Genomic DNA, 25321 nt, shown 5'->3' on the forward strand with positions numbered 1-25321 from the left:
ACACGCGCGGGGGCCCGCCGCACTTTCGTACGACAGGCCCCCTTGGGTCCGTTTTGCACCCGCCCTGCGGAGTAACCGAAGGTAACCAGCGGGATCCCGCAGTGACCGGGCGACTACTTCTTGCCCTTGGCCGACCCCGCGCCGTCGTCGCTCGACAGGACGGCGATGAAGGCCTCCTGCGGAACCTCCACGGAACCCACCATCTTCATCCGCTTCTTGCCCTCCTTCTGCTTCTCCAGCAGCTTGCGCTTACGGGAGATGTCACCGCCGTAGCACTTGGCGAGGACGTCCTTGCGGATGGCGCGGATCGTCTCGCGGGCGATGACCCGGGAGCCGATGGCCGCCTGGACGGGCACCTCGAAGTTCTGCCGCGGGATGAGCTCCTTGAGCTTGGCGACCAGCCGCACGCCGTACGCGTACGCCTGGTCCTTGTGGGTGATCGCCGAGAAGGCGTCCACCTTGTCGCCGTGCAGCAGGATGTCCACCTTGACCAGGGAGCTGCTCTGCTCGCCGGTGGGCTCGTAGTCCAGCGAGGCGTAGCCGCGCGTCTTGGACTTCAGCTGGTCGAAGAAGTCGAAGACGATCTCGGCGAGCGGGAGCGTGTAGCGGATCTCGACCCGGTCCTCGGACAGGTAGTCCATGCCGAGCAGCGTGCCGCGCCGGGTCTGGCACAGCTCCATGATCGCGCCGATGAACTCGGTGGGCGCGAGGATGGTGGCCCGCACGACCGGCTCGAAGACCTCCTGGATCTTGCCCTCGGGGAACTCGCTCGGGTTGGTGACGGTGTGCTCGGTGCCGTCCTCCATGATCACGCGGTAGACCACGTTGGGCGCGGTGGCGATCAGGTCCAGCCCGAACTCGCGCTCCAGCCGCTCGCGGATCACGTCCAGGTGCAGCAGCCCGAGGAAGCCGACGCGGAAGCCGAAGCCGAGGGCGGCGGAGGTCTCGGGCTCGTAGACGAGGGCGGCGTCGTTGAGCTGGAGCTTGTCCAGGGCCTCGCGCAGCTCGGGGTAGTCGGAGCCGTCCAGCGGATACAGGCCCGAGAAGACCATGGGCTTGGGGTCCTTGTAGCCGCCCAGCGGCTCGGTGGCACCCTTGGCCTGGCTGGTGACGGTGTCACCGACCTTGGACTGGCGGACGTCCTTCACCCCGGTGATGAGGTAGCCCACCTCGCCGACACCGAGGCCGTCCGCACCGAGCATCTCCGGGGAGTTGACGCCGATCTCCAGCAGCTCGTGCGTGGCGCCCGTGGACATCATCCGGATCCGCTCGCGCTTGTTGAGCTGCCCGTCGATGACCCGGACGTACGTCACGACACCGCGGTAGGAGTCGTAGACAGAGTCGAAGATCATCGCGCGGGCGGGGGCGTCCTTCACCCCGACCGGGGCGGGGATCTCCGCGACGACCTTGTCCAGCAGGGCCTCCACCCCGAGGCCGGTCTTGGCGGACACCTTCAGTACGTCGTCCGGGTCACAGCCGACGAGGTTCGCGAGCTCCTCCGCGAACTTCTCCGGCTGCGCGGCCGGCAGGTCGATCTTGTTCAGTACGGGGATGATCGTCAGGTCGTTCTCCATCGCCAGGTACAGGTTGGCGAGGGTCTGCGCCTCGATGCCCTGGGCGGCGTCGACCAGGAGGATGGTCCCCTCACAGGCGGCGAGCGACCGCGAGACCTCGTAGGTGAAGTCGACGTGCCCCGGGGTGTCGATCATGTTGAGGATGTGCGTGGTGCCCTGGTCGGGACCCGTGGTCGGGGCCCAGGGCAGCCGCACGGCCTGGGACTTGATCGTGATGCCGCGCTCGCGCTCGATGTCCATGCGGTCGAGGTACTGAGCGCGCATCTGCCGCTGCTCGACCACACCGGTCAGCTGGAGCATCCGGTCGGCGAGCGTGGACTTGCCGTGGTCGATGTGCGCGATGATGCAGAAATTGCGGATCAGAGCCGGGTCGGTACGGCTCGGCTCGGGCACATGGCTAGGGATCGCGGGCACGCAGGGTCCTGATTCTTGAGGCGTCCGCAGTGTCTGCGGTCTCGGGTCGGATCGATACGTAGCCTCCATGGTCCCACGGGCGCGGGGCTGGGACCGGTTTGGGCCACAGGAAGGGCCGCTGGTAGTCTGAGTGGCTGTGTCTCATGCCCTCTCCGCAGGAGGCACGACCCCAAGAAATCACCGGCGCGGGACCTTCGCGGCCCCGTGCCAGAACTTGTAGAGGCTCATTCGTGGCGAACATCAAGTCCCAGATCAAGCGGATCAAGACCAACGAGAAGGCCCGGCTGCGCAACAAGGCCGTCAAGTCCTCCCTGAAGACCGCGATCCGCAAGGCCCGCGAGGCCGCTGCCGCGGGTGACGTCGAGAAGGCCGTCGAGTACCAGCGCGCTGCCGCGCGTCAGCTCGACAAGGCCGTCTCCAAGGGCGTCATCCACAAGAACCAGGCCGCCAACAAGAAGTCGGCGCTGGCTCAGAAGGTCGCCGCGCTCAAGGGCTGAACCCCTTACTTGATCTGACGGATCCCCGCGGGGATCCAGCCGCCGGAAGGACCCAGAGCGGGCCCTCTCTCATCCGCTCCCGACCGGCACCCCGAGCTCGCTCGCGGCCTGCGTTCGCCACGCGGGAGCGGGCTCATCCAGCGTGACACCGAAGGCCCCGCCGTTCGCTCTTCCCCAGGGCGGCCGGCGGGGCCTTCGGCATGGCGCAGGGCGTCAGGACCAGAACGCGTCCGAGACCTCGATGTCGTCGAGACACTCGTCAAGATCGCTGACCTTGTCGCCGACGATGCGGAAGACGATGCACCCCATCTGGTCGATGCGCCTGCCCTGACGCTCGGCCGTGAAGCGGTTGACGGCGACGGCATGGCCGCGGCCGTCGACGAAGACCTCCCGCAGGTCGACGTTCATCGTCCCGTTGGTCTCCTCGAACATGCGCCGGTACATGTCGATGATCGAGTCCTGTCCCTTGAAGTCGCCCGAGAGCGGGTGACTGCCCGGGACGTGCTGCGTGCAGTCGTCCGTCATCAGGCCCCGCAGGGCGTCCATGTCACCGCGCGAGAAGGCCTCGAATCCCTTGCGGACCAGCGCTGCGTGCGGGTGTTCAGCCATACCGATCGCCGCCTTCCGTCGTATCGGCCGTATCCCCGCCCCCTGACGTGGGCGGTGGGGCTGACACGTCCGATTCTCCTCCGTGCGGGGAGGACGGCCACTGGATCAGGGGGCCGGGTGCCGGGGGGGGAGGGTGTGGGGTGCCGACGGGAGGGGGTGGGGTGCGGGCGAGGTGGGGTGCGGGCGGGGTGGCTCGGGGTGGAGTGGCCCCCTACCCGCGTCCCCTGGACCGTGCCGCCCGGGCGATGGTCACCACCGCCTTCTCCAGGGCGTAACCGGGGTCGTCCCCACCGCCCTTCACCCCCGCGTCCGCCTCGGCCACCGCCCGCAGCGCCACCGCCACCCCGTCCGGTGTCCACCCCCGCATCTGCTGCCGGACCCGGTCGATCTTCCACGGCGGCATGCCCAGCTCCCGGGCGAGATCCGCCGGCCGGCCCCCACGCGCGGCCGACAGCTTCCCGATCGCCCGTACGCCCTGGGCCAGCGCGCTGGTGATCATCACCGGCGCGACCCCGGTCGCCAGCGACCAGCGCAACGCCTCCAGGGCTTCCGCGGCCCGCCCCTCGACCGCCCGGTCGGCGACGGTGAAGCTCGACGCCTCGGCCCGCCCCGTGTAGTACCGGCCGACCACGGCCTCGTCGATCGTGCCCTCGATGTCCGCGACCAACTGGGACACGGCGGAGGCCAGCTCCCGCAGATCACTGCCGATCGCCTCCACAAGCGCCTGGCACGCCTCCGGTGTGGCCGATCGCCCCGCCGTCCGGAACTCCCCCCGCACGAACGCCAGCCGGTCCGCCGGCTTCGTCATCTTCGGGCACGCCACCTCCCGCGCCCCGGCCTTGCGCGCCGCGTCCAGCAGGGCCTTGCCCTTGGCCCCGCCCGCGTGCAGCAGCACGAGTGTGATCTCCTCGGCCGGCGCGCCGAGATAGGCCTTGACGTCCTTGACCGTGTCGGCCGACAGGTCCTGCGCGTCGCGCACGACCACGACCTTGCGCTCGGCGAACAGCGACGGGCTCGTCAGCTCCGCGAGCGTGCCCGGCTGCACCTGGTCCGGGGTGAGGTCACGGACGTCCGTGTCGGCGTCGGCGGCCCTGGCGGCGGCCACCACCTCCCGCACGGCACGGTCCAGCAGCAACTCCTCCTGCCCCACGGCGAGCGTCACGGGGGCGAGAGGATCATCGTTCGCGGTCTTCCTGGCCATCGCGACAAGCATCCCACGGGCCACTGACAACGCCCCCGCCCGCCTCGCACCCGGCAAGGCTCGTGCGGGCTACGGCTCCTCCCGCCACCCCTCCCACTGCGCGGCGAACGCGTCCAGCTCCGCCGGATCCAGCCGCCCCGCCTCGTCGCGCAGCACCACGAGCCACTGCGCGTCCTCGGCGTCGTCCTCCCCGGCCAGCGCGTCCCGCACCAGCCGCGGCTCCTCGTCGATCCCGAACCGCTCCCCCAGCGCCTCCACGACCTCTTCCGCGGCATCACGGTCGGGCAGCACCAGCACATGTCGCACATCACTCACGCCGGTCATTGTCCGGCACCCCGGCCCGGCCATGCCCGCCGGCTCCCGCACCGCCCCGCCGCTCAGCCCTTGCGCACGATCTGCACGTCGAGGTCCACCGTGATGCTCGGCCCCACCACCGCGATCCCGCGCGCCAGCATCGTCTGCCAGCTCACCGTGAAGTCGTCCCGGTGCAGTTCCGTGGTGGCCCGGCAGGCCGCCCGGACCTCCCCCTCCATGCCGTTGCCGAGTCCCAGGTACTCGGTGTCGAGCGTCACCGTGCGCGTCACCCCGTGCAGCGACAGCGCCCCGGTGACGGCCCAGCGGCTGCCCCCCTTGTGCACGAACCGGTCGCTGTAGAACTCGAGCGTCGGGAACCGCGCCACGTCCAGGAAGTCCGCCGACCGAAGATGGTCGTCCCGCATCTTCACGTTGGTGTCGATGGAGGCCGCGTCGATCACCACGTGCATCGCCGACCGCTCCACCGGGTCCGCGATCCGCACCACGCCCGCGAAGGAGTTGAACCGCCCGTGGATCCGGGCGAGCCCGATGTGCCGGGCGGTGAAGCCGATCGAGGAGTGCGCCGGCTCGATCTCCCAGTCCCCGGCCCGGGGCAGCTCCGGCGGCCGCGCCACCTGCAGCGTCACGTCACCGAGGGAGGCGAGCGTGTCCTCGGTCACCCTCGTGGTCGCCCGGTACGGCGTGTACCCCTCGGCCGACACCGCGAGCCGGTACTCCCCGGCGGGCACCGTCGTCATGAACGACCCGAACGGATCCACGCCCCCGGTGACCACCGTGCGCCCCGCGGTGTCGCTGACCGCGAACTCCGCGTGCGTCACCGGCTCGTTGACGGGGTCGAGCACGCGGCAGGCGAGCACTCCGGCGCTGGGCGGCGTCTGCACCGCCGCCAGAGGGTTCGCCCGCTGCACCCGGTTGGTCCGGCTTCCCAGCCAGCGACCGATCATCCACGCCCCCTGCGTGACTCGAAAAAACCTGTTGATCACCGTTGAGCACAGTTGATCACCTGCTGCCGAAGACGCATTCGACCACCAGTGAGGCTTTCGAGGCAACACAGGACCACATCACGGGAATCCCGCACATGTGCTGGTACTGCGCACGAGTGGCACCATGTGGGCCGCCGGGTCCGTATTCAGCCGTTCCGCTCGGCGCCCCGCACGGCCGGCACACTGCTCAGCCCGATACCGAACCGCTCCCGGTACACCGCCAGCACCTCCTCGTCCGATCCGAGCTGCCGCTCCTCCCGCGTCCCGTCGGCGGCCGTCACCGTGAGCCTGCGGCCGCTGAGGGTGATCCGGCCGCCGTCCCCGGTGAGCCGTGAACAGACCAGGGACCGCATGAAGTGCGACGCGGGCGAGGTGCTGTGCCACCACGCGCCGGTCACGAAGTCGCCGAGCACGCGCGGCCGCACCTCGAGTCGGTACTGCGGCCCGCCGTCGCGGAGCACGTCCAGGTCCGCCGCCTCGACCGTGTCGTGCCCGCCCCGTACGCCTGCCGCGTCCGGCCCCGCCTCCACGATCCGGAAGGTCCCGCCCGGGTCCTTCTGCTCACCCCGCTCCCCGAACGCCAGCGGGAAGTGGCTGTGCGCCCCGAAGCCCACATCGGCCAGCCAGTCACCCCCGTCCACCGTCCGCACCCGCAGCGCGAGATGGTCGTACGGGATCCCGAGCCGCCCCTCCGGGCCGTACACCCGCGCCGCGAGCAGGGTGACGTCATAGCCCAGCGCGGCGAGCAACGCCCCGAAGGCGCCGTTGAGTTCGTAGCAGAACCCGCCCCGCCCCGCGCTCACGATCTTGTCCAGCAGCCGCTTCTCCTCCAGCACGATCTCCTCGCCCAGATGGACGGAGAGGTTCTCGAACGGCACGGCCCGCAGGTGGCGCAGGTGCAGGTCGCGCAGCACATCGACGGTGGGCCACGCTGGGTGCTCGGCCCCGAGGCGGGCCAGGTAGGCATCAACCTGTGCGGAGTTCATGCCCTCAGTCTCGCGCCACCCGCAGCTCGTCGCCCCCGCCGAGCACCGCCAGCGCCCCGTCCCGGTCGGTACGCAGCACGGTCGCGCCCCCGGCGCGCAGCGCCGCCACCGTGCTCGGCGCGGGGTGCCCGTACGGGTTGTCGGCTCCGCAGGAGATCAGCGCCAGCCTCGGGGCCACCCGGCGTATCAGGTCCGGGTCCTGGTAGGCCGAGCCGTGGTGGGCGACCTTGAGCACGTCCACGTCGGCCAGTTCCGCGGCCGCCGGTGACCTCGCCAGGGCCCGCTGGGCCGGGGGCTCGAGGTCGCCGAGCAGCAGCAGGCGCAGCCCGGCCGTCCGGACGAGCAGGGTGACGCTGGCGTCGTTCGGCCCCTCCGGCTCCGGTACCGGCCGCGGCGGGGGCCACACCACCCGCCAGGACAGCTCCCCGGTGCGCCGCTCTTCCCCGGCGACGGCCTGCCGCAGGGGGACGCGCCGGGCGGCTGCCTGGCCGCGCACGAACTCGGCCTGGTCCGCCGGCTCCGGGAAGCCGGTCGTCTGGATCGCCCCCACCGCGCGTCCCCGCAGCACCCCGGGCAGGCCCGCCACGTGATCGGCGTGGAAGTGGGTCAGGACGACGAGCGGGATCCGGGTGATGCCGAGGGAGCGCAGGCAGTGGTCGACGAGCGTGGGATCGGGCCCGGCGTCCACGACCACCCCCGTGCCCTCGCCCGCCGCGAGCACCATCGCGTCGCCCTGTCCCACATCGCACATCACCAGCCGCCAGCCGGGCGGCGGCCACCCCGTGACGACCCGGGTCAGCGGCGCCGGCCGCACCACCGCCAGTACCAGCAGCACCCCGCAGACGGCACACCACCAGGGGTGTCTCAGCAGCCGCCGCCCGACGAACAGCACCACGAGGGTGACAACGGCCAGCAGCCCGGCGCCGAGCCAGCTGCCGGGCCAGTCCACCCCGGCGCCGGGCAACGCGGCCCCGGTACGGGCGATCCCCGCGATCCACTCCGCGGGCCAGCCGGCGCACCACGCCAGGGCCTTGGCCATCGGCATCACCACCGGCGCCGTCGCCAGCGCGGCGAAGCCCAGGACCGTCGCCGGCGCGATCGCGAACTCGGCGAGCAGGTTGCACGGCACCGCCACCAGACTCACCCGCGCCGACAGCACGGCCACGATCGGCGCGCACAGCGCCTGCGCGGCCGCGGCGGCGGCCAGTGCCTCGGCCGGTCTCGGGGGCATCCCGCGCCGTCGCAGCGCGGCGCTCCAGCGCGGCGCGAGCGTGAGCAGCGCCCCGGTGGCCACGACGGACAGCAGGAACCCGTAACTGCGGGCCAGCCACGGGTCGTACAGCACCAGCAGCAGGACGGCCGTGGCCAGCGCGGGGATCAGTGATCTGCGGCGACCGGTCGCCAGCGCCAGCAGGGCCACCGAACCGCAGGCCGCGGCGCGCAGCACGCTCGGATCCGGCCGGCACACGACGACGAACCCGAGGGCGAGGGCCCCGCCGAGCAGCGCCGTCGCCCGCAGGGAGATGCCCAGACGCGGTGCGAGTCCCCGCCGCTCGACATGCTGCGCCAGGCCGGGAGGTCCGAGGAGCAGGGCGAGCAGGATGGTGAAGTTCGCGCCGGACACGGCGAGCGTGTGCGTGAGATCGGTCTCCTTGAAGGCCTCGTCGAGCTCGGGGGTGATCCGCGCGGTGTCCCCCACGACCAGCCCCGGCAGCAACGCCCGGGCGTCCGGCGGCAACCCGTCGGTCGCCTCCCGCAGCCCGGCACGCAACCGGCCCGCCCACCGCTGCGGCCGCGAGGGCTCCCCCACCACCTCCGGCTCCGCCTGGCCGCGCACCCGCAGCACGGCCGCGACCCGGTCACCGCCCACCAGCGCCGGCGCCAGCCCCGCGCCCACCCGCAGCCGCGTGGAGGGCAGCAGCCCGAGCCACGGCGACCGCCCTGGGCCGTCGGCGGACACGCCGGCACCGCCGGCGGCACCGCCACCGGATCGCACATCCACGATCAGCAGCACCGGTGTCCGCGTGGCCACGGCCGTGCCGCCCGCCTCCTCCACCCGCCGCACCACGGCGTCGATCAGCACGGCGGTCGGAGCCACACGGTCCCCTCTGACTCTCGGCCGGGTCAGCCGTGGATCGGAGGTGATCTCGACCTCGGCGGTCACCGCCGCATACTGCCGCGCCAGCTCCGGGACGGGTCCGCGCCGCAGATCCGCCCCGTGCAGCCCGGCCGTCGCGGCGGCCGCCGCGACACAGAGCAGCAGGGCGGCGCCGGAGGCGTGCGGCCACCCGCGTGTGTGTCCCTGCCCAAGCGGCCGGCGTTCTCGGTGACGCCCCACCGGCAGGAGCAGTCCGGCCGCCACCAGGCAGAGCACCACCACACCCGCGACCAGACCCGGTGGCGCGTTCAGCAGCAGCGCCGCCGTCGCCCAGGCGGCCAACGCGGGCGGCACGAGCCGGAGATCCGCCGGGCCCTCCTGTCGCGGCCCAGCGCGTCGCGGCAGCTGGCCGGTTGCGGGCCGTCCGCCGGTTGTCGGCCGTTCCCCGGCTCCCGGGCGCTGTGCCGCCCCAGGCGTCCGTCCGGGCGCGTCACGGTCCTGCCTCATGGCCGCACCAGGTTCCGCAGGTCGGCGAAACGGCGGTCCCCGATCCCGTTGACCTCGCGCAACTCGTCCACCGAACGGAAACCGCCGTGCTGGGTGCGGTAGTCGATGATGTGCTGGGCCAGCACAGGTCCGACGCCCGGCAGGGTGTCGAGCTGCTCCACGGTGGCCGTGTTGAGGGAGACCGGAGCAGCAGGGCCCCCTCCGGCGCCCATCCCGGCGGTGCCTGCCGCGGCCGCGCCGCCCGGGCCGGTCCCCGATGCGGGCGCCGGGCTGCCGACGACGATCTGTTCACCGTCCACGAGGAAACGGGCGCGGTTGAGGCCGTCGGTGTTCGTACCCGGGCGGACCCCGCCCGCCGCACGCAGCGCGTCCGCGACCCGTGAACCGGGCGGCAGGCGGTGGATGCCCGGCTCACGGACCTTGCCACCGACGTCCACGACGATCTCGGGCCCCGCCGTGCCGGTCGGCTGCGCCGCGCCCGCCGCGGTGCCCGGCCCCACTGTCTCCGGGCTCCGCCCGTCCGGCTTGCGCTCCCCGTACGGCGGGGCCGCGCGCACCATCTCGGGCGGCCGCACGGGCTGCGTGCGACCGGCCCAGAAGTGCTGCACGGCGAACACCGCGGCGAGGACCAGCACCACCGTCAGGGCGAGGACGCTCCGCCGCTCCAGGCCGCACCGCGCCTGCAGCCACACCGGCATCCGCTCCCGCAGCGCCGGCCCGACCCGCCCCTTCGTCCAGGCCGGCGACTCCCCGTCCCCCGGCCCGGTCCGTGTCGCTCCGGCATCTCCGTCGGGCGCCGCCTCGGCACGCTCGGGCTCGAGGGGCGAGGCTGCTGGGAACCGTGCCTCATCGCCGGGCAGCCCCCATCCACCCGCGGGCGAACGCCCCGGCGCCTCACCAGCCCACTCGGAGCGCTCACCGAGGCCCACGCCCCTCCGCCTGACGCCTACTTCGCAGCCCGCCTCCGTCAGACCGGCACGCTCGCCGAAACCCCCTTCGGTGGTCCTGCCCCGCTCGTCGAAGCCCACCGCCGTACCCCCGGGGCCCTCGCCGAAGCCCGCCCCCGCGCCCCCGGCACCCTCGCCGAGGCCCGCCTCCGTCAGACCGGCCCGCTCCCCGGAACCCACCGCCGTACCCCCGGCACCCTCGCCGAAGCCCGCCGCCGTACTCCCGGCACCCTCGCCGAAGCACACCGCCGTACTCCCGGCACCCTCGCCGAAGCCCGCCGCCGGGCCCCCGGCCCGCTCCCCGAACCTCGTCTCCTCCACACCACCCCGCTCACCGAAGCCCCCCTCCATCCCCCCGCCGCGCTCCCCGAAAAGCAGTTCCGCCCGCCGTCGTAGCTCCTCCGTCGAGGTATGACGTCGCCCTGCCCGCCCCTGGGCACGGGGCGGACGGCGGCGGTGGCGGACGCGGCCGTCGGAGGCCGGCGCACGGCCCGGGCCGCTGGTTGCAGTCGCAGTGCGTGAACGTGATCGAAGTGCCATGCGACGAGGATGGAGCACACCGCCACAACCGCGATGATCTTGGTCAATTCCCGGGGATTACCCCCCGGTTGTGGACAACCCCGTCACCCACACGTGTGACACCGGCTCACAAAACGATCCGTCACCGCCCCGAGACCACGACCCCCAGCAGCCCGGGCCCGGTGTGCGCCCCGATCACCGCTCCGACCTCGCTGACGTGCAGCTCGCCCAGCCCGGGCACCCGGGCCCGCAGCCGGTCCGCGAGAGCCGACGCGCGGTCCGGGGCGGCGAGATGGTGGACGGCGACGTCGACCTCGGCGGCGCCGGCCCGGTCGGCCGCGATCTCCTCCAGACGGGCGATCGCCTTCGAGGCCGTGCGCACCTTCTCCAGCGGCTCGATACGCCCCCCGGCCAGCTGCAGCAGCGGCTTCACCGCGAGCGCCGAACCGAGCAGGGCCTGCGCGGCGCCGATACGGCCGCCGCGGCGCAGGTAGTCCAGGGTGTCGACGTAGAAGTAGGCGGACGTGCCCGCGGCTCGCTTCTCCGCCGCCGTGACGGCCTCGTCCGCCGTGCCGCCCGCCTCTGCCGTCTGCGCGGCGGCGAGCGCGCAGAAGCCGAGCGCCATCGCGATCATGCCGGTGTCCACCACCCGTACCGGAACCGGCGCCTGGCGTGCCGCGAGGACCGCCGCGTCGTACGTGCCCGACAACTCGGCGGAGAGGTGGAGCGAAACGATGTCGGTGGCACCGGAGTCGGCGACCTTGCGGTAGGTCTGCGCGAACTGCTCCGGGCTGGGCCGCGAGGTGGTCACCGGGCGACGCTTGTGCAAAGCCTGCGCCAGGGCACGGGTCGAGATCTCGGTGCCCTCTTCCAGGGCGCGGTCGCCGAGGACCACGGTCAGGGGCACCGCGGTGATGCCGTGGCGCTCCATCGTCCGGGCCGGCAGATAGGCCGTTGAATCGGTGACGATCGCGACATGGCGGGACATGAGCTGGAGGTTACCTGGCGTAGTGCCCGTACGGCAGCCCGGCCCCGGTCCCCCGGGGCACGTGCGAGCGGATCAAGTGGTGCTCTCCGGGCGGGGCTTCTTCTGCCAGGGGTAGGTGGCCCGCGGGCCCGACGGGGGGATGGCGGGCCGGGCCGGCTCCTGAGCGGTGCTGGACCGCGCGGTGTCGGTCCAGGTCTGTCCGGGCGCCGGACCGTCGGCGGCCGGGGCCTGGGGCCACGGCGGCGGCGCGGGCTGTTCGGTGGTCGTCCAGTGCCGCAGCGCCCCGGCCTCCATGTCGATCTGGGCGCTGAGCGTGTCCAGGTCGTCGTCGGCGAAGCGGCGCGCGCGGTCGCGGGCCGCCCAGCGCAGCGAGTCGGCCGACCGTGTGACGCGCTCGGTGCGCTCCCGCAGCTGGGGCAGCCGCTCGGCGAGCGCGGAGCGGTCGGGCTCGGACTCCAGGCGCCTGAGCTCGTCGTCGAGTTCGTGTCCGTGCGCGCTGAGCCGCTGGAAGAGGGCGAGGGACTCCTTGAGGGAGTCGTCCTCGGCCGCGCTCGCGTGCAGCGCCTCCTGCGTGGCCCGCATCGACGTGCGCAGCTTCAGCCGCAGCTGGGCGATCTCGCCCGCCGGGCCTGGCTGGGCGAAGGACTTGGCGCGCAGGGTGTGGTCCTCCACCGTGCGGCGCGCCTGGGTGAGGGTACGGTCCACACCGCGCTTGGCGGCACCGACCACCTTCACCGTGGCGTAGGCGCCCAGCACGAGAAAGAGCACGAAGAGCAGGGCGAACACCACGATCACTGCTTCCACGAACTCTCCTCCTCCGGCTGCCGCGGCACACGCCGCGCCGCTCTTCCACGGTAAACGCAACGGGCAGGCGCGGAGTTCCTGAAGAACCCCGAACCTGCCCGTAGGGGACTACCCGGACACCGCCGGCGAGCCGCGCCGGCTAGGCCGGAACGATGTTCACCAGCTTCGGCGCCCGCACGATGACCTTGCGGATCCCGGCCCCGCCCAGCGCGGCGACGACCTTCTCGTCGGCCAGCGCCACCTTCTCCAGCTCTTCCTCGGAGATGCCCGGCGGCACCTCCAGCCGCGCCTTGACCTTGCCCTTGATCTGCACCACGCACGTCACGGTCTCGTCCACGACGTACGCCGGGTCGGCCACCGGGAAGTCCTGATGGACCACCGAGTCGCCGTGGCCCAGCTTGCGCCACAGCTCCTCGGCGATGTGCGGGGCCAGCGGCGCGATCAGCAGCACCAGGGCCTCGGCGACGGAGCGCGGCACCGGGCGGCCCGTCTTGGTCAGGTGGTTGTTCAGCTCGGTGATCTTGGCGATGGCGGTGTTGAAGCGCATGCCCTCCAGGTCGCCGCGCACCCCGTCGATCGCCTTGTGCAGGGCACGCAGCGTCTCCTCGTCGGGCTCGGCGTCGACCACCGTGACCTCGCCGGTGCTCTCGTCGACGATGTTGCGCCACAGTCGCTGCAGCAGCCGGAACTGGCCGACCACCGCGCGCGTGTCCCAGGGCCGGGACACGTCCAGCGGGCCCATGGCCATCTCGTACAGGCGCAGCGTGTCGGCGCCGTACTCGGCGCAGATCTCGTCCGGAGTGACCGCGTTCTTCAGGGACTTGCCCATCTTGCCCAGCAGCCGGGTGACCTTCTCGCCCTGGTAGTAGTACGCGCCGTCGCGCTCCTCCACCTCGGCGGCCGGCACCGCGATGCCCCGGCTGTCGCGGTAGACGTAGGCCTGGATCATGCCCTGGTTGAACAGCTTGTGGAACGGCTCGGCCGAGGAGACGTACCCCAGGTCGTACAGCACCTTCGACCAGAAGCGGGCGTACAGCAGGTGCAGCACGGCGTGCTCGGCGCCGCCGACGTACAGGTCGACGCCGCCGTGCGGCCGGCCCTCGCGCGGGCCCATCCAGTACTGCTCGATCTCGGGGTCGACCAGCTTCCCGGCGTTGTGCGGGTCCAGGTAGCGCAGCTCGTACCAGCAGGAACCGGCCCAGTTGGGCATGGTGTTGGTCTCACGCCGGTACTTCTTCGGCCCGTCGCCCAGGTCCAGGGTGACGTTGACCCACTCCTCGTTGCGCGACAGCGGCGTCTCGGGCTGGGTGTCGGCGTCGTCCGGGTCGAAGGTGCGCGGCGAGTAGTCCTCGACCTCCGGCAGCTCCAGGGGCAGCATCGACTCGGGCAGGGCGTGGGCGACGCCGTCCTCGTCGTAGACGATCGGGAAGGGCTCGCCCCAGTAACGCTGGCGGCTGAACAGCCAGTCGCGCAGGCGGTAGTTGACGGTGCCCTCGCCGATGCCCTTGTCCTGCAGCCACTCGGTGATGCGCGCCTTGGCCTCGGTGACGCCCAGGCCGTCCAGGGAGATGCCGTCACCGGAGGAGTTCATGATCTTCGCGTCGTACGACACGAAGGCGTCGTCCCAGGTGGAGGGGTCGGTGCCGCGGCCGTCGGTCGGCTCGACCACGCAGCGGATCGGCAGCTCGAAGGCGCGCGCGAAGGCGAAGTCGCGGCTGTCGTGCGCCGGGACGGCCATGATCGCGCCGGTGCCGTAGCCCATCAGGACGTAGTCGGCGATGAAGACCGGGATCTTCTCGCCGTTGACCGGGTTGGTCGCGTACGCGCCCGTGAAGACGCCGGTCTTGTCCTTGGCCTCGGCCTGCCGCTCGACGTCGGACTTGGACGCGGCCTGCGCGCGGTAGGCGGCGACGGCCTCGGCGGGGGTGGCGTGGCCGCCGGTCCACACCTCGTGGGTGCCCTCCGGCCAGGCGGCCGGGGTGAACTTCTCGACCAGCGGGTGCTCGGGGGCCAGCACCATGTAGGTCGCGCCGAACAGGGTGTCCTGGCGCGTGGTGAAGACGGTGATGTGCTCGCCGTCGATCGGGAAGTCGACGCGGGCGCCCTCGGAGCGGCCGATCCAGTTGCGCTGCTGCAGCTTGATGGCCTCGGGCCAGTCCAGCTCCTCCAGGTCCTCCAGCAGCCGGTCGGCGTAGGCGGTGATGCGCATGTTCCACTGGCGCAGCTTGGCCTTGAAGACCGGGTAGTTGCCGCGCTCGGAGCGGCCGTCGGCGGTGACCTCCTCGTTGGCCAGTACGGTGCCCAGCCCGGGGCACCAGTTGACCGGCGCGTCGGAGGCGTAGGCCAGGCGGTACTCGCCCAGGACGTCGGCCTTCTCGGCGGCGCTCAGCTCGCTCCACGCGCGCGTGCCGCCGTCGGCGCTCGGCACGGGCCGCTCACCGGACTCGAACTGGGCGACCAGCTCGGAGATCGGGCGGGCCTTCTTCGCCTTCTCGTCGTACCAGGAGTTGAAGATCTGCAGGAAGATCCACTGGGTCCACTTGTAGTAGTCCGGGTCGATCGTGGCGAACGACCGGCGCTTGTCGTGGCCCAGGCCCAGCCGGCGCAGCTGGCTCTGCATGTTCTTGATGTTGGCCTCGGTCGACACACGCGGGTGCGTGCCGGTCTGCACGGCGTACTGCTCGGCGGGCAGGCCGAAGGCGTCGAAGCCCAGCGTGTGCAGGACGTTGTGGCCGGTCATGCGCTGGAACCGGGCGAAGACGTCGGTGGCGATGTAGCCCAGGGGGTGGCCGACGTGCAGGCCCGCACCGGAGGGGTACGGGAACATGTCCATGATGAACTTCTTGGGCTTGGCGACCTGCTCCGCGTCGCCCGCCAGGTCACCCTTCGGGTTGGGTGCCTCGTAGGTGCCCTCGGCGTCCCAGAAGTCCTGCCAGCGTGCCTCGATCTCGGCTGCCATGGCGGCCGTGTAGCGGTGCGGCGCGGCCACCTCGGCGGTGACAGCGGGGTTCGTCTCGCTCATGATCCTCAAAGCTCCATCGATCGTCTCTGCCAGCGGCTGTGTCGTTCGAGAAACGAAAAATCCCCTCACACAGGAGGGGACGCCGCGCCGACTCCGGCCACTGGACTCCGGTGGCCGGGACTGATCAGCGCGGCCCGCTAAGCAGAAGGCGTACGGCACGCATGGCGTCAGGGTACCGCAGCGGCGGAGCGTACCGCGACGGGGCTTTTCGACCGGCCCGCGGCTGAACGGCACGGCGCCGCGAGCCGTACGTCGGGGTGTGAAACCTTCGTAAAGCTGAACATTGTTCAAGTGTTACTTCGCGTAACCGCCTCTAAGGGGCATCACAACAACCACATTGTCCTTTGATAACAGCGCAATAACCCAAACCTCGTACCCATCGGTATGGCGCCGCTTAGAGTGCGGCAGCGGGACCGCTTTCCCGAACCGCTCGGAGTTGCCCCCATGAACCCTCGCCGCAGTAACAGCTCTCTCCCCCGGCCCGGCCGCTCGGCCTACGGGGTGGCGACGGCTGTCGTTCTGCTCCTCATACCCGTGATCGTGCTGGTCGGAGGTGACACACTTCAGCAGTTCCTCAACTTCGGCGCGGGCGTGCTGTCCCTCGTCTCGCTCAGCTGCTCGGTGATCTGGGGCCTGGTCGCCCAGGACCGGGTCATCCTCAACACCCGCCAGAGGATCGTCGCCCAGGGCATCCACCGGGTGACCGCGGTCGCCTCCATCGCCTTCATGCTCGTGCACGTCGCGGTGAAGCTGGCACTGGAGCACACCACCTGGGGCGCGGCGCTGATCCCCTTCTGGCTCGTCCTCACCGGCGGCGACGCCTTCCAGGCCGGCGAGCCCATGGGCAGCGCCTTCCTCATCGGGTGCGGCTCCCTGGCTGCCATGCTCATGATCTTCGTGGGCATCACCGGCGCGCTGCGCAACCGCTTCGCCTCCCCCGCCCCGGTCGCGGCGCGCTGGCGGATGATGCACATGCTGGCCTACCCGGCCTGGTGCGCGGCCCTGATCCACGGCCTGTACGCGGGCCGCGCGGTCAAGGCCCCGATCTTCCTGTACCTGTACGAGCTCTCCCTGGTCGTGGTCATGGCGGCCCTGGCGTTGCGGGCCGCCCCCCGCCCGGTCAAGCGCAAGGTCGCCGACCGGATCGCCGCGCTGATGGGCACCGTGGACCGCCCGGAGCGCGACAGGCTCGAGGAGAGCCGCGCCCGCGTGACCGAGTCGGCCCTGCCGGGCTACGAGAGCCGACGCGCCGCCACGCCGCGTACGACTTCGTCCGGGCCGCTGTTCGAGACGGCCGAGCGCCCCGCCGCCCAGGAGCCCGTCAACGGCTTCGCGGCCGCCTACCGGGCCGTCTCGGCGCCCTCCCGCCCCGCGCAGCAGCAGGCGGCCTTCGCCACGGACCAGACCGCCGGTATGCAGCTGCCGCTGGACATGCAGCCCACGGAGACCATCCCCCGGATGGACGGCACCGGGCCCATCCCGCGCATGGACGGCACCGGGCCGATCCCGCGCATGGACGGCCTCTCCAGCACCTCGGGTAACTGGCCGATCCCGTCCCCGCCGCCGGTCGGCGAGGCCCCGCCGTCGGCCTACGACCCGCTCCAGGACACCGGATACAACATCCCGGTCTATGGCAATGCGGGCGCCGCGGGCTACGGCTCGAGTGACGTGTACGACACCGGTGAGACGAACGCCGTCTTCGGGACGTACAACCAGAACGACACGTACACCAACAGCGGTCCCGCCACCGAAACACTGCCCGGTGCCTCCTACGACTTCGACGCACCGGGCTCGGGCGAACCTTGGAACACGCCTTCCGGAGGCTTTAAGTGAACGAGGCCCTGCCCGACGTCCCCGAAGTCCGCGTGGTCGGCCTTCCTCAGCTCACGTCGGGCTTCGACCTTGTCGAGCGACTTGACCTGCCCATGCACCTGAAGGTGCACGGACCGCTCGAACCGATGGGCGGCGAACAGCTCGCGCAGCTCGCCGAGCGGATCAACCTCAGGGGCCGCGGCGGCGCCGGCTTCCCCTTCCACAAGAAGCTGCGCTCGGTCGCCGAGTCGGCGATCAAGCGCGGCGTCCGGCCGGTCGTCGTGGTCAACGGCAGCGAGGACGAGCCGGCCTGCCGCAAGGACACGGTGCTGATCAACCGTGCCCCGCACCTCATCCTCGACGGCGCCCTGCTGTGCGCGGAGGCGCTGGGTGCCCGCACGCTCGTGGTGGGGGTCACCCGGGAGTCCACCCAGCGCTCCATGGAGGCGGCGCTCGCCGAACGCGGCCTGAACAACGGCCGCAGATCGGCGCTGCGCGCGCGCGTGCAGCGCAATCCGGTCCGCATGGTCACCGGAGCGGCCGCCTCCCTGATCCGCTCCATCGACGGCGGCCCGGCCATCCCGCCCGGCCGCAAGATCAGCGCCTCGCAGAGCGGCGTCGGCGGCGCCCCCACCCTGCTGTCGAACGCCGAGACCTTCGCCCAGCTGGCCATCGCGGCCCGCATCGGCCCGGAGCGCTACGGCAACACGGGCCTGTACGACGAGCCGGGCACGGTCATGCTCACGGTCTCGGGCGCCGTCGCCCGCCCCATGGTGATCGAGGTCCCGACGGGCGTACCCCTGCGTTACGTGCTTCAGCTCGCCGGGGCGCCACCGGTGCCGCAGGGCGTGCTGACGGGCGGCTACCACGGCAAGTGGATCGACGCGGCCACCGTCAACGAGGCGGTCGTCTCGCGCAACTCCCTGGACGCGGTGGGCGGCTCGCTCGGCGCCGGCGCGATCCTGCCGATCAGTCAGGAGACCTGCCCGCTGGGCGAGTCGCTGCGGGTGGCGCAGTGGCTGGCGGAGGAGAGCGCCGGCCAGTGCGGCCCCTGCTACCTCGGACTGCCCGCCGCCGCGCGCGGCATGGAGGACATCCTCAACGGCGGCGGCCCGGCCGCCCTGGAGGCGCTCAAGCAGGTCGCCAAGAACGTCAAGCGGCGCGGCGCCTGCTCGCACCCGGACGGCTCCGCGATGTTCCTGGAGTCGACCATCAAGGCGTTCACCGACGACCTGGCCGCCCATGTCCTCGGAAACGGCTGCGGACGGCCCGTGGAGGGCGTTCTGCCGCTCTTCGAGGGGGGCAGGGCCCCTACGGGCATCCCGGGCGGCGCGGAGGCCGAGGAGAACGGACCCAGCCGCCAGAAGATCTTCGTGGACTGGACGCTGTGCCGGGGCCACGGACTGTGCGCGGACATCCTCCCGGAGGTCTTCCAGCTCGGCGCCGACGGCTTCCCGACCGTGGCCCAGGCATCGGTACCGCGGTACGCCGAGGCCAAGGCTCTACGCGCGGTGCGTCGCTGCCCGGCGCTGGCTCTGCGCATCGAGGAGGACACCCGCGGGCAGGCCCCGTCCCGCAACCTCCCGGTCCTCTCCCAGGGCCGCGGTCGCCGCGCCCTGGGACGCTAGGCGACGACGAACGGCGGGCCACCCTCCGCGGGGTGGCCCGCCGTTCGCGTACGGCACGCGCGCGTGCAGGGTCCCGGGAAACGCCGAAGGCGGGTCATCCGATCGGATGACCCGCCTTCGACTTTTGTGGAGCTAAGGAGAATTGAACTCCTGACCTCTTGCATGCCATGCAAGCGCTCTACCAACTGAGCTATAGCCCCTTGAGGTGGTCCGCCTGGTTTCCTTCCGGTTCCCCCGGCGGCGACGCCAACATTACACGGTCCGGGGGGTCCAACACCAAATCGGTTTCCGTTCTGTCCGGATTCCCCCTGATGTCGGCCCCGTCACGCCGTGACGAACGAGTAGAACCGCTTGAGGGTGCAGTGCTCCTCCAGGAGCCGGCCGTAGATCGGCTCCCCCTCCAGTTCGCGGTACGTCTCGATCGGATCGCCTTTTATGATCAGCGCCCGCGCGCACTCCTCGCACCAGTACTGGTAGTCGGGATTGATCGGCTCCATGTCACGGACGATCGGGGTCCCGCTGCCGCACCAGTCGCACTTCCGCCTGTGTGCACCCATCGATCAGCTCCAGCTGTGGCCGCAGGCCGTGCACACGTAGGAGATCCCGCCGTTGTCGCCGAGCATCTGGGCGACGTGCGCCGAACCGCAGGAAGGGCAGCTGAGGCGGGTGGACATGTCCCGTGTCAACGCTGCGCCGAGGAGGCGTTCGACCTCCTCGAGGATGCTCGCAGGCATCGCAACTCCCTCCCGTCGGGTCGCGCCCCCTTCCGGCCGTTTGATTCTGCCACGACCGGACCAATACGGTCAGCGACGCCTCAGCACCAGTCCCGCCACGGCACCCGCCGCGGCGGTTCCGGCCAGCGCGTACGCGCATGCCGTCAGCGCCTCCGCAGAGGTATACGCCTCAGGGGCGCCAAGTGACTCAAGCCGGTTCAGGAACAGTGCGCCGAACGCCGCGACACCGACCAGCTGACCGAGCTGGGTGACCGTGGCGAGCAGCCCGCTGGCGTCCGCCGCGTCCTCGGGACGGACGGTGGCCAGGGCCTGGGTGAGCGTCGGGCTGAAGGCGAGCGCGAGCCCCGCGCCGACCCCCGCGTAGGCGGCGAGCACCAGGGCGCCGCCGTCGCCGCCGCCGACCAGCGTCAGGCCGACACCGGCCATGGACAGCGTGGTCAGCGCGAACCCGGCCGGGATCAGCGCGCGCTGCCAGGACGCCGGCCACCTCCGCCAGGTCAGGCCGACGACACCGAAGACGACCGCCGTCGGCGCGAAGGTGAGCCCGGCCCGCAGCGCGCTGTGGCCGAGGCCCCCCTGCACGTGGAGGGTGAGGGTGAACAGGAAGCCGCCGTTGACGGCCATGACCGCGAGGACGCGGACGACGGCGAGCCCCATGCCGGGGTGGCGCAGCACCCGGGGCGCGATCAGCGGGGCGCCACCGCGCCGCGCGAGCCGGGCCTCGTACGCGCAGAAGAGGCCGAACACGGCCACGGCCGCGGCCAGCGACAGCCAGGACCACAGCGGCCAGTCCGCCTCCTGCCCGAGCACCAGCGGCACGGTGAGCAGCGACACGGCCGCGCCGAGCAGCACCAGGCCCGGCAGGTCCAGGCCGCGCACCCGCTCGGGCGCCGTCGCGCCGTCCCGGGGCAGCACGCGTCTGCCGATGACCAGCAGGGCGAGGCCCACGGGCACGTTGACGAGGAACACCGGCCGCCAGCCGGTGCCGAACAGGTCGGCGCTGACCAGGATTCCGCCGAGCACCTGCCCGGCCACGGCGCCGACGGCGAGGACCGCCGAGTACGCGCCGAACGCCCTGGCCCGTGCCTCGCCGGTGAAGGTGCGCTGGATGAGGCTGAGCACCTGCGGGATAATCAGCGCCGAGCCGGCGCCCTGCACCAGCCGGAACGCGATGAGTTCGGTGGTGCCCCGGGCCAGTCCGCAGGCGAGCGAGGCGGCGGTGAACAGCGCGAGCCCGGCGAGATGGACCCGGCCGTGCCCGTACCGGTCGCCGAGCCGGGCCCCGGTGATGAGCAGCACCGAGTAGGTGATGGCGTATCCGGCGACGACCAGCTGCAAGTCGGCGCCGGAGGCGTGGAGTTCGGTGCCGATGGTGGGGGCGGCGACGTTCACGATGAACACGTCCAGCAGCGCCATGAACTGGGCGGTGAGCAGGACCGTCAGCAGCGGCCGCGGCCGGTGGTCAGTGGCGGGTGCTTCACTGGTCGCACGGCTTGGAACGGGTGCGACATCCGGTTCCGTCCTGGGCGTTGTCGTCATGCCGTCGAGCCTGACGACAGCCCGGTACGGGTGCCGAGTGCCCGCTGATGCTGGTACTGACAGCACCTGGCACAGGCGGGCCGGGCGTCGACGATGGGGGATGTGACGATGGGGACGACACAGCGCCGCCGACCCGAACTGGCCGCGTTCCTGCGCAGCAGGAGGGCCCGGGTGACACCGGCCGACGTGGGGATGCCGCCGGGACTGAGGCGCCGCACACCGGGGCTGCGCCGGGAGGAGGTCGCCCAGCTCTCCGGCGTGGGCGTCACCTGGTACACGTGGCTGGAGCAGGGCCGGCCGATCAACGCCTCTGCGCAGGTCCTGGACGCGGTGGCCCGCACCCTGCGGCTGGACGCGCCGGAGCGGGAGCATCTGTACCACCTGGCGGAGGTGCCGTACACGCCCGCTCCCGAGCCCCAGGCCCGCAGCGTGGGTCCGGAGATCCAGGGCATCCTCGACGCCCTCGTGCCGCGCCCGGCGGTGGTCTACAACGCGCGCTACGACGTCCTCGCCACCAACGCCGTCTACCGGGACCTGTTCTCCTTCTCCGGGCGGACGCGCCTGGACGGGGTGCCCAACGCGCTGTGGACGCTGTTCACCGTGGCGGAGGACGACTGCCCCCTGGTGTTCCGGGACGACGAGCTGCCGGTGATGGTGGCGACCCTGCGTGCCGCGTACGGGCTGCACGCCGGGGAGCCGGCCTGGGAGGAGTTCATACGCAGACTTTCGGCGGCGAGCCCCTGCTTCGCGCGGCTGTGGGAGAGCGGCGACGTGGCGCGGCCCGGGCGGCGGGTGAAGGTGTTCCGGCACGAACATACGGGCGAGCTGCGGATGACGTCGGTGTCGCTGTCGATCAACGGGATGCCGGAGTGCCGGATCGTCGTCTACACCCCCGACGACGAGGAGACGGAGCGGCGGATCGCCCGGCTGCACGAAAAATCCCGTTCCCTGCAGGGAACGGGATCCTGATCAACTGATCCTTGACATCTCAAGAGTGTCGATCGAGTGGAGCTAAGGAGAATTGAACTCCTGACCTCCTGCATGCCATGCAGGCGCTCTACCAACTGAGCTATAGCCCCTGGTGTTCTTCCCGCTCGGCGGGGCGAACAAGAAGAACTTTAGCCTGCGACCTGCCGGAAAGTGAAATCCGGGTCCCGGGGGCCGCCCGCCCCGGGTCTTCCGTCTCAGTCGTCGTCGCCGAGCACCGGCTCCGGGAGGGTGCCGGCGTTGTGCTCGAGCAGGCGCCAGCCGCGCGCGCCCTCGCCCAGGACGGACCAGCAGCAGTTGGAGAGCCCGCCGAGGCTCTCCCAGTTGTGCGGCTCCAGGCCGAGGAGGCGGCCTATGGTCGTGCGGATCGTGCCGCCGTGGCTGACGACGACCAGCGTGCCGTCGTCGGGCAGCTTCTCGGCGTGCCGGAGCACGACGGGGGCGGCGCGGTCGGCGACCTCCGTCTCCAGTTCGCCGCCGCCGCGGCGCACCGGCTCACCGCGCTTCCACGCGGCGTACTCCTCGCCGTACCGGGCGATGATCTCCTCGTGCGTCAGGCCCTGCCAGACGCCCGCGTAGGTCTCCCGCAGGCCCTCCTCGAGGGTGACGTCCAGGCCGGTGAGCGCGGCGAGTTCCGCGGCCGTCTTCGCGGCGCGCTGGAGGTCGGAGGCGACGATGGCGTCGGGCTTGAGGTTGACGAGCAGCCGGGCGGCGCGGCGGGCCTGGGCGACGCCGGTCTCGGTCAGCTCGACGTCCGTGGTGCCCTGGAAGCGGCGCTCCACGTTCCACGAGGTCTGGCCGTGCCGCCACAGGATGATGCGGCGGCCGCGGCCCGGCTTGCCGGCGGTCACCTCGCCGGTGGCGCTCACCGCCACTCACCGCCCAGGTCCGCCGCCTCCTCGGCCGCCTGCGACTTGGCGTGTTCCTCGGCCTTGCCGCGGGTGGCCCGGGCGTCGGCGGGCAGGTCGAGTTCGGGGCAGTCCTTCCACAGCCGCTCCAGGGCGTAGAAGACCCGCTCCTCGCTGTGCTGCACGTGGACGACGATGTCGACGTAGTCGAGGAGGACCCAGCGGGCCTCGCGGTCGCCCTCGCGGCGCACCGGCTTGGCACCGAGCTCCTTCAGGAGCCGTTCCTCGATCTCGTCGACGATCGCCTTGACCTGGCGGTCGTTGGGTGCGGAGGCCAGCAGGAAGGCGTCCGTGATGGACAGCACATCACTGACGTCGTAGGCGACGACGTCGTGCGCGAGCTTGTCGGCGGCCGCCTGGGCCGCGGTGTTGATGAGCTGAAGAGAGCGGTCGGTCGCGGTCACTACAAGGCTTTCGGTCGGCGGTCTTTAGGTCGGTCATTAGTCGGTCTTGTGTCATCAAGGGTCTCACGGACCGCCGCGAGCACCCCACGTGTGCACGGCGGCTACGACGACGGCTTGTAGTCCTGGCCGAGGATCACCGAGACGTCGGCGTTGCCGGGGATCTTGCCCTGGGTGACGGAGCCGGCGGGCAGGCCCAGGGTCTTGGCGACCTCGGTGGCGTTCTCCTTGCCGGCGGCGTCGCGGTAGATGACCTTGGACGTGGCCCGGGTGGCGGCGGGGGTGCCGCCCTCCAGGAAGGTGAAGCCGCCGTTGAGGAGGACGACGCGGGCCTTTTCGGTGTTGTCCTTCACTCCGCTGGCGTTCTGGACGGAGACGCTGACGGCCGCGTCCTTGTCGGGGCTCTTGGCGGTGCCGCCGAGGACGTCCTTGACCACACTGGCACTGGCCTGCGCGCTGAGGGTGCCGTCGGGCTGGACGGGCAGCAGGGCCGTCTTGTAGTCGCCGCCCTTGGCGAGGTCGGCGAGCCGGGCGAGGAAGCCGGCGAGGTCCTTGTCGGTCAGCGGCGGCTCGATGATCTGGCCCAGGGTCTGGATGGTGGTCGTGGCGGCGCCCGGGTCGGAGGTCATCTTGCGCAGCACGCCCTGCATGACCTGCCCGAACCGCTCCAGCTGGGCGTTCGGGGCCTCGCCGGGCGCGCGGTAGGTGGCGTAGGCGACGGCCATCTTCCCGCTGAGCGTCTGGCCGGTGCCCTTGTGGACCAGGGGCGCCTCGCCCTTCTTCTTGGCGGCCGGGTCGGGGACGTCGGTGTCGGTGTCGATGTCGATACTGCCGACGAGGTCGACGAGGTTCTGCAGGTAGGGGGTGTCCAGCCGCCAGGTGCCCTCGATGTCGGTGCCGAGGACGGTGTCGAGGGCCTCGCGGGTGCCGTCGGAGCCGTCGTCCTCCACCGACTTGGCGAGCGTCGTGGTGGTGCCGTCGTCGCTGGTGAGCGTGAGGGAGTTGGGCAGCAGGACGGTGGTGCCCTGCTTGGTGGTGGTGTTGTCGACCAGCAGCGCCGTGGAGGTGCCGCCCTTCTTGGTGTCGTGCAGGTGGACGACGATCACGTCGCGCTTCTGCGCGCCCACCGGTGTGGCGGTGTCGGTCTTGGAGCCGGAGGAGGACAGGCCGGGCAGCTTCCCGGCGTACCAGAGGTAGCCGACGCCGCCGGCCGCGGCGAGTGCCAGGACGACGACCAGGGCGATCACGCGTGCGCGTGCGCGGCGCCGGGCCTCCTCACGGCGCTCGGTGCGGTTCTCGGTGAACTTCAGCCAGTCGATGACGTCCTCGGAGTCGTCGTCCGGCTCCTCGACGAAGGCGAACTGCTCGGTGTGGTACTCCCGCTCGTCCTCGGCCCGCCCGGAGCTGCGGGCCTCCTCCTGGGAGGGGCCGGCCTGCTGCGGGATGTAGGGGGCCTGCTCGGCGACCCGCGGCTGCGCGCCACCGGCGGCGGTCTGGCCGTACGGGTCGTAGGGCGTGGCGGTGCCCGCGCCGGCGTGCCCGGTGTGTCCGGTGCCGTAGGGGTCGTAGGAGGGGGCGGGTGGCTGCTGACCGGTGTCGTAGGTGCCGTACGGGGCAGCGGGCTGCTGGTGGCCCGTGTACGGGTCGTAGCCGTAGCCCTGCTGCCCGTGCTGGGCGTACGGGTCGTAGGTCTGCTGCCCGGTCTGCTGAGCCGGGATCTGGCGGTACACGGGGCGGCCGTACTCGTCGTAGCCGACGAGCTCGTACGGGTCGCCCCCGTAGCCGGACTGGTCACCGCCGTAGCCCGGGTTCTCGCCCCCGTAGCCCGCGTCGTATCGGTCGTTCACC

At 71.9% G+C, this 25321-nt stretch carries 21 protein-coding genes and 2 tRNA genes; 4 read left to right on the forward strand and 19 right to left on the reverse strand.

What is annotated here, in order from left to right:
* Positions 1-113: 113 nt before the first annotated feature.
* Positions 114-1988 (reverse strand): translation elongation factor 4, encoded by a 1875-nt coding sequence (lepA, locus tag AB0K80_RS01665; protein ID WP_365664710.1) that lies wholly within the window; start codon positions 1986-1988, stop codon positions 114-116.
* Between the two features lie 230 nt (positions 1989-2218).
* Between lepA and rpsT the strand changes: the two genes are divergently transcribed.
* Positions 2219-2485: a 30S ribosomal protein S20 gene (rpsT, locus tag AB0K80_RS01670; RefSeq protein WP_344602013.1), complete on the forward strand. Its 267-nt coding sequence runs from the start codon at positions 2219-2221 to the stop codon at positions 2483-2485.
* A gap of 213 nt (positions 2486-2698) precedes the next feature.
* On the opposite strand, the gene AB0K80_RS01675 is transcribed toward rpsT, so the two are convergent.
* The 10 genes from AB0K80_RS01675 to leuS all read right to left on the reverse strand — a co-directional run bounded on the left by AB0K80_RS01675 (position 2699) and on the right by leuS (position 15464).
* On the reverse strand, positions 2699-3094 hold the full coding sequence (locus AB0K80_RS01675) for a nuclear transport factor 2 family protein (RefSeq protein ID WP_365664712.1): 396 nt from the start codon (positions 3092-3094) through the stop codon (positions 2699-2701).
* Between the two features lie 211 nt (positions 3095-3305).
* Positions 3306-4295 (reverse strand): DNA polymerase III subunit delta, encoded by a 990-nt coding sequence (gene holA / locus AB0K80_RS01680; protein WP_365664714.1) that lies wholly within the window; start codon positions 4293-4295, stop codon positions 3306-3308.
* A 69-nt stretch (positions 4296-4364) separates the two neighbouring features.
* Entirely contained in the window at positions 4365-4619 is a 255-nt protein-coding gene (locus tag AB0K80_RS01685; protein WP_365664715.1) for a hypothetical protein, read from the reverse strand.
* 53 nt (positions 4620-4672) lie between these two features.
* The gene (locus AB0K80_RS01690; protein WP_365664717.1) at positions 4673-5554 is read right to left on the reverse strand and encodes a YceI family protein; all 882 of its coding nucleotides are present in this window, start codon (positions 5552-5554) and stop codon (positions 4673-4675) included.
* A gap of 185 nt (positions 5555-5739) precedes the next feature.
* Positions 5740-6579 (reverse strand): arylamine N-acetyltransferase, encoded by an 840-nt coding sequence (locus AB0K80_RS01695; RefSeq protein WP_365664719.1) that lies wholly within the window; start codon positions 6577-6579, stop codon positions 5740-5742.
* Between the two features lie 4 nt (positions 6580-6583).
* Positions 6584-9082 carry a ComEC/Rec2 family competence protein gene (locus AB0K80_RS01700; RefSeq protein ID WP_365664955.1) on the reverse strand — a complete coding sequence of 833 codons (2499 nt, stop codon included), beginning with the start codon at positions 9080-9082 and terminating at the stop codon, positions 6584-6586.
* 98 nt (positions 9083-9180) lie between these two features.
* Entirely contained in the window at positions 9181-10452 is a 1272-nt protein-coding gene (locus AB0K80_RS01705) for a helix-hairpin-helix domain-containing protein (protein ID WP_365664720.1), read from the reverse strand.
* 340 nt (positions 10453-10792) lie between these two features.
* Positions 10793-11638 carry a DegV family protein gene (locus AB0K80_RS01710; protein WP_365664722.1) on the reverse strand — a complete coding sequence of 282 codons (846 nt, stop codon included), beginning with the start codon at positions 11636-11638 and terminating at the stop codon, positions 10793-10795.
* A 72-nt stretch (positions 11639-11710) separates the two neighbouring features.
* Complete coding sequence (locus AB0K80_RS01715; protein ID WP_365664724.1) at positions 11711-12442, reverse strand: hypothetical protein; 732 nt, start codon at positions 12440-12442, stop codon at positions 11711-11713.
* A gap of 139 nt (positions 12443-12581) precedes the next feature.
* The gene (leuS, locus tag AB0K80_RS01720; RefSeq protein ID WP_365664725.1) at positions 12582-15464 is read right to left on the reverse strand and encodes a leucine--tRNA ligase; all 2883 of its coding nucleotides are present in this window, start codon (positions 15462-15464) and stop codon (positions 12582-12584) included.
* 444 nt (positions 15465-15908) lie between these two features.
* Between leuS and AB0K80_RS01725 the strand changes: the two genes are divergently transcribed.
* Together AB0K80_RS01725 and AB0K80_RS01730 are read left to right on the forward strand one after the other, a co-directional pair.
* Positions 15909-17297, forward strand: coding sequence for a ferric reductase-like transmembrane domain-containing protein (locus AB0K80_RS01725; protein ID WP_365664726.1), 1389 nt, complete (start codon positions 15909-15911; stop codon positions 17295-17297).
* Positions 17294-18904, forward strand: a complete 1611-nt coding sequence (locus AB0K80_RS01730; protein WP_365664728.1) for an NADH-ubiquinone oxidoreductase-F iron-sulfur binding region domain-containing protein — start codon at positions 17294-17296, stop codon at positions 18902-18904. The genes AB0K80_RS01725 and AB0K80_RS01730 overlap by 4 nt, the downstream gene beginning before the upstream one ends.
* A gap of 127 nt (positions 18905-19031) precedes the next feature.
* Here the strand turns inward: AB0K80_RS01730 and AB0K80_RS01735 are convergent.
* The 4 genes from AB0K80_RS01735 to AB0K80_RS01750 form a co-directional block, all read right to left on the reverse strand.
* Positions 19032-19104, reverse strand: a tRNA-Ala gene (locus tag AB0K80_RS01735).
* 123 nt (positions 19105-19227) lie between these two features.
* Complete coding sequence (locus tag AB0K80_RS01740; protein ID WP_006136074.1) at positions 19228-19461, reverse strand: hypothetical protein; 234 nt, start codon at positions 19459-19461, stop codon at positions 19228-19230.
* A 3-nt stretch (positions 19462-19464) separates the two neighbouring features.
* A complete protein-coding gene (locus AB0K80_RS01745) occupies positions 19465-19638 on the reverse strand; it encodes a hypothetical protein (protein ID WP_365664729.1) in 174 nt (57 codons plus the stop codon).
* 69 nt (positions 19639-19707) lie between these two features.
* The gene (locus AB0K80_RS01750; protein ID WP_365664957.1) at positions 19708-21072 is read right to left on the reverse strand and encodes an MFS transporter; all 1365 of its coding nucleotides are present in this window, start codon (positions 21070-21072) and stop codon (positions 19708-19710) included.
* A 213-nt stretch (positions 21073-21285) separates the two neighbouring features.
* Between AB0K80_RS01750 and AB0K80_RS01755 the strand changes: the two genes are divergently transcribed.
* Positions 21286-22146: a helix-turn-helix transcriptional regulator gene (locus AB0K80_RS01755; RefSeq protein WP_365664731.1), complete on the forward strand. Its 861-nt coding sequence runs from the start codon at positions 21286-21288 to the stop codon at positions 22144-22146.
* A 37-nt stretch (positions 22147-22183) separates the two neighbouring features.
* On the opposite strand, the gene AB0K80_RS01760 is transcribed toward AB0K80_RS01755, so the two are convergent.
* The 4 genes from AB0K80_RS01760 to AB0K80_RS01775 all read right to left on the reverse strand — a co-directional run bounded on the left by AB0K80_RS01760 (position 22184) and on the right by AB0K80_RS01775 (position 25320).
* Positions 22184-22256 (reverse strand) — tRNA-Ala (locus AB0K80_RS01760).
* 105 nt (positions 22257-22361) lie between these two features.
* Positions 22362-23033 carry a histidine phosphatase family protein gene (locus tag AB0K80_RS01765; protein WP_365664732.1) on the reverse strand — a complete coding sequence of 224 codons (672 nt, stop codon included), beginning with the start codon at positions 23031-23033 and terminating at the stop codon, positions 22362-22364.
* A complete protein-coding gene (rsfS, locus tag AB0K80_RS01770) occupies positions 23030-23476 on the reverse strand; it encodes a ribosome silencing factor (protein ID WP_365664734.1) in 447 nt (148 codons plus the stop codon). The genes AB0K80_RS01765 and rsfS overlap by 4 nt, the downstream gene beginning before the upstream one ends.
* Before the next feature lie 101 nt (positions 23477-23577).
* Positions 23578-25320, reverse strand: coding sequence for a LytR C-terminal domain-containing protein (locus tag AB0K80_RS01775; protein WP_365664736.1), 1743 nt, complete (start codon positions 25318-25320; stop codon positions 23578-23580).
* Position 25321 lies beyond the last annotated feature (1 nt).

Source organism: Streptomyces sp. NPDC052682, assembly GCF_040678435.1.
In the GTDB taxonomy this organism is placed as follows: Bacteria; Actinomycetota; Actinomycetes; order Streptomycetales; family Streptomycetaceae; genus Streptomyces.

Coding starts and splice junctions, on each gene's coding strand:
- AB0K80_RS01675 (WP_365664712.1), bottom strand. CDS start 3,094: ATGGCTGAACACCCGCACGCAGCGCTGGTCCGCAAGGGATTCGAGGCC.
- holA (WP_365664714.1), bottom strand. CDS start 4,295: ATGGCCAGGAAGACCGCGAACGATGATCCTCTCGCCCCCGTGACGCTC.
- AB0K80_RS01685 (WP_365664715.1), bottom strand. CDS start 4,619: ATGACCGGCGTGAGTGATGTGCGACATGTGCTGGTGCTGCCCGACCGT.
- AB0K80_RS01690 (WP_365664717.1), bottom strand. CDS start 5,554: ATGATCGGTCGCTGGCTGGGAAGCCGGACCAACCGGGTGCAGCGGGCG.
- AB0K80_RS01695 (WP_365664719.1), bottom strand. CDS start 6,579: ATGAACTCCGCACAGGTTGATGCCTACCTGGCCCGCCTCGGGGCCGAG.
- AB0K80_RS01710 (WP_365664722.1), bottom strand. CDS start 11,638: ATGTCCCGCCATGTCGCGATCGTCACCGATTCAACGGCCTATCTGCCG.
- leuS (WP_365664725.1), bottom strand. CDS start 15,464: ATGAGCGAGACGAACCCCGCTGTCACCGCCGAGGTGGCCGCGCCGCAC.
- AB0K80_RS01725 (WP_365664726.1), top strand. CDS start 15,909: ATGAACCCTCGCCGCAGTAACAGCTCTCTCCCCCGGCCCGGCCGCTCG.
- AB0K80_RS01740 (WP_006136074.1), bottom strand. CDS start 19,461: ATGGGTGCACACAGGCGGAAGTGCGACTGGTGCGGCAGCGGGACCCCG.
- AB0K80_RS01745 (WP_365664729.1), bottom strand. CDS start 19,638: ATGCCTGCGAGCATCCTCGAGGAGGTCGAACGCCTCCTCGGCGCAGCG.
- AB0K80_RS01755 (WP_365664731.1), top strand. CDS start 21,286: ATGGGGACGACACAGCGCCGCCGACCCGAACTGGCCGCGTTCCTGCGC.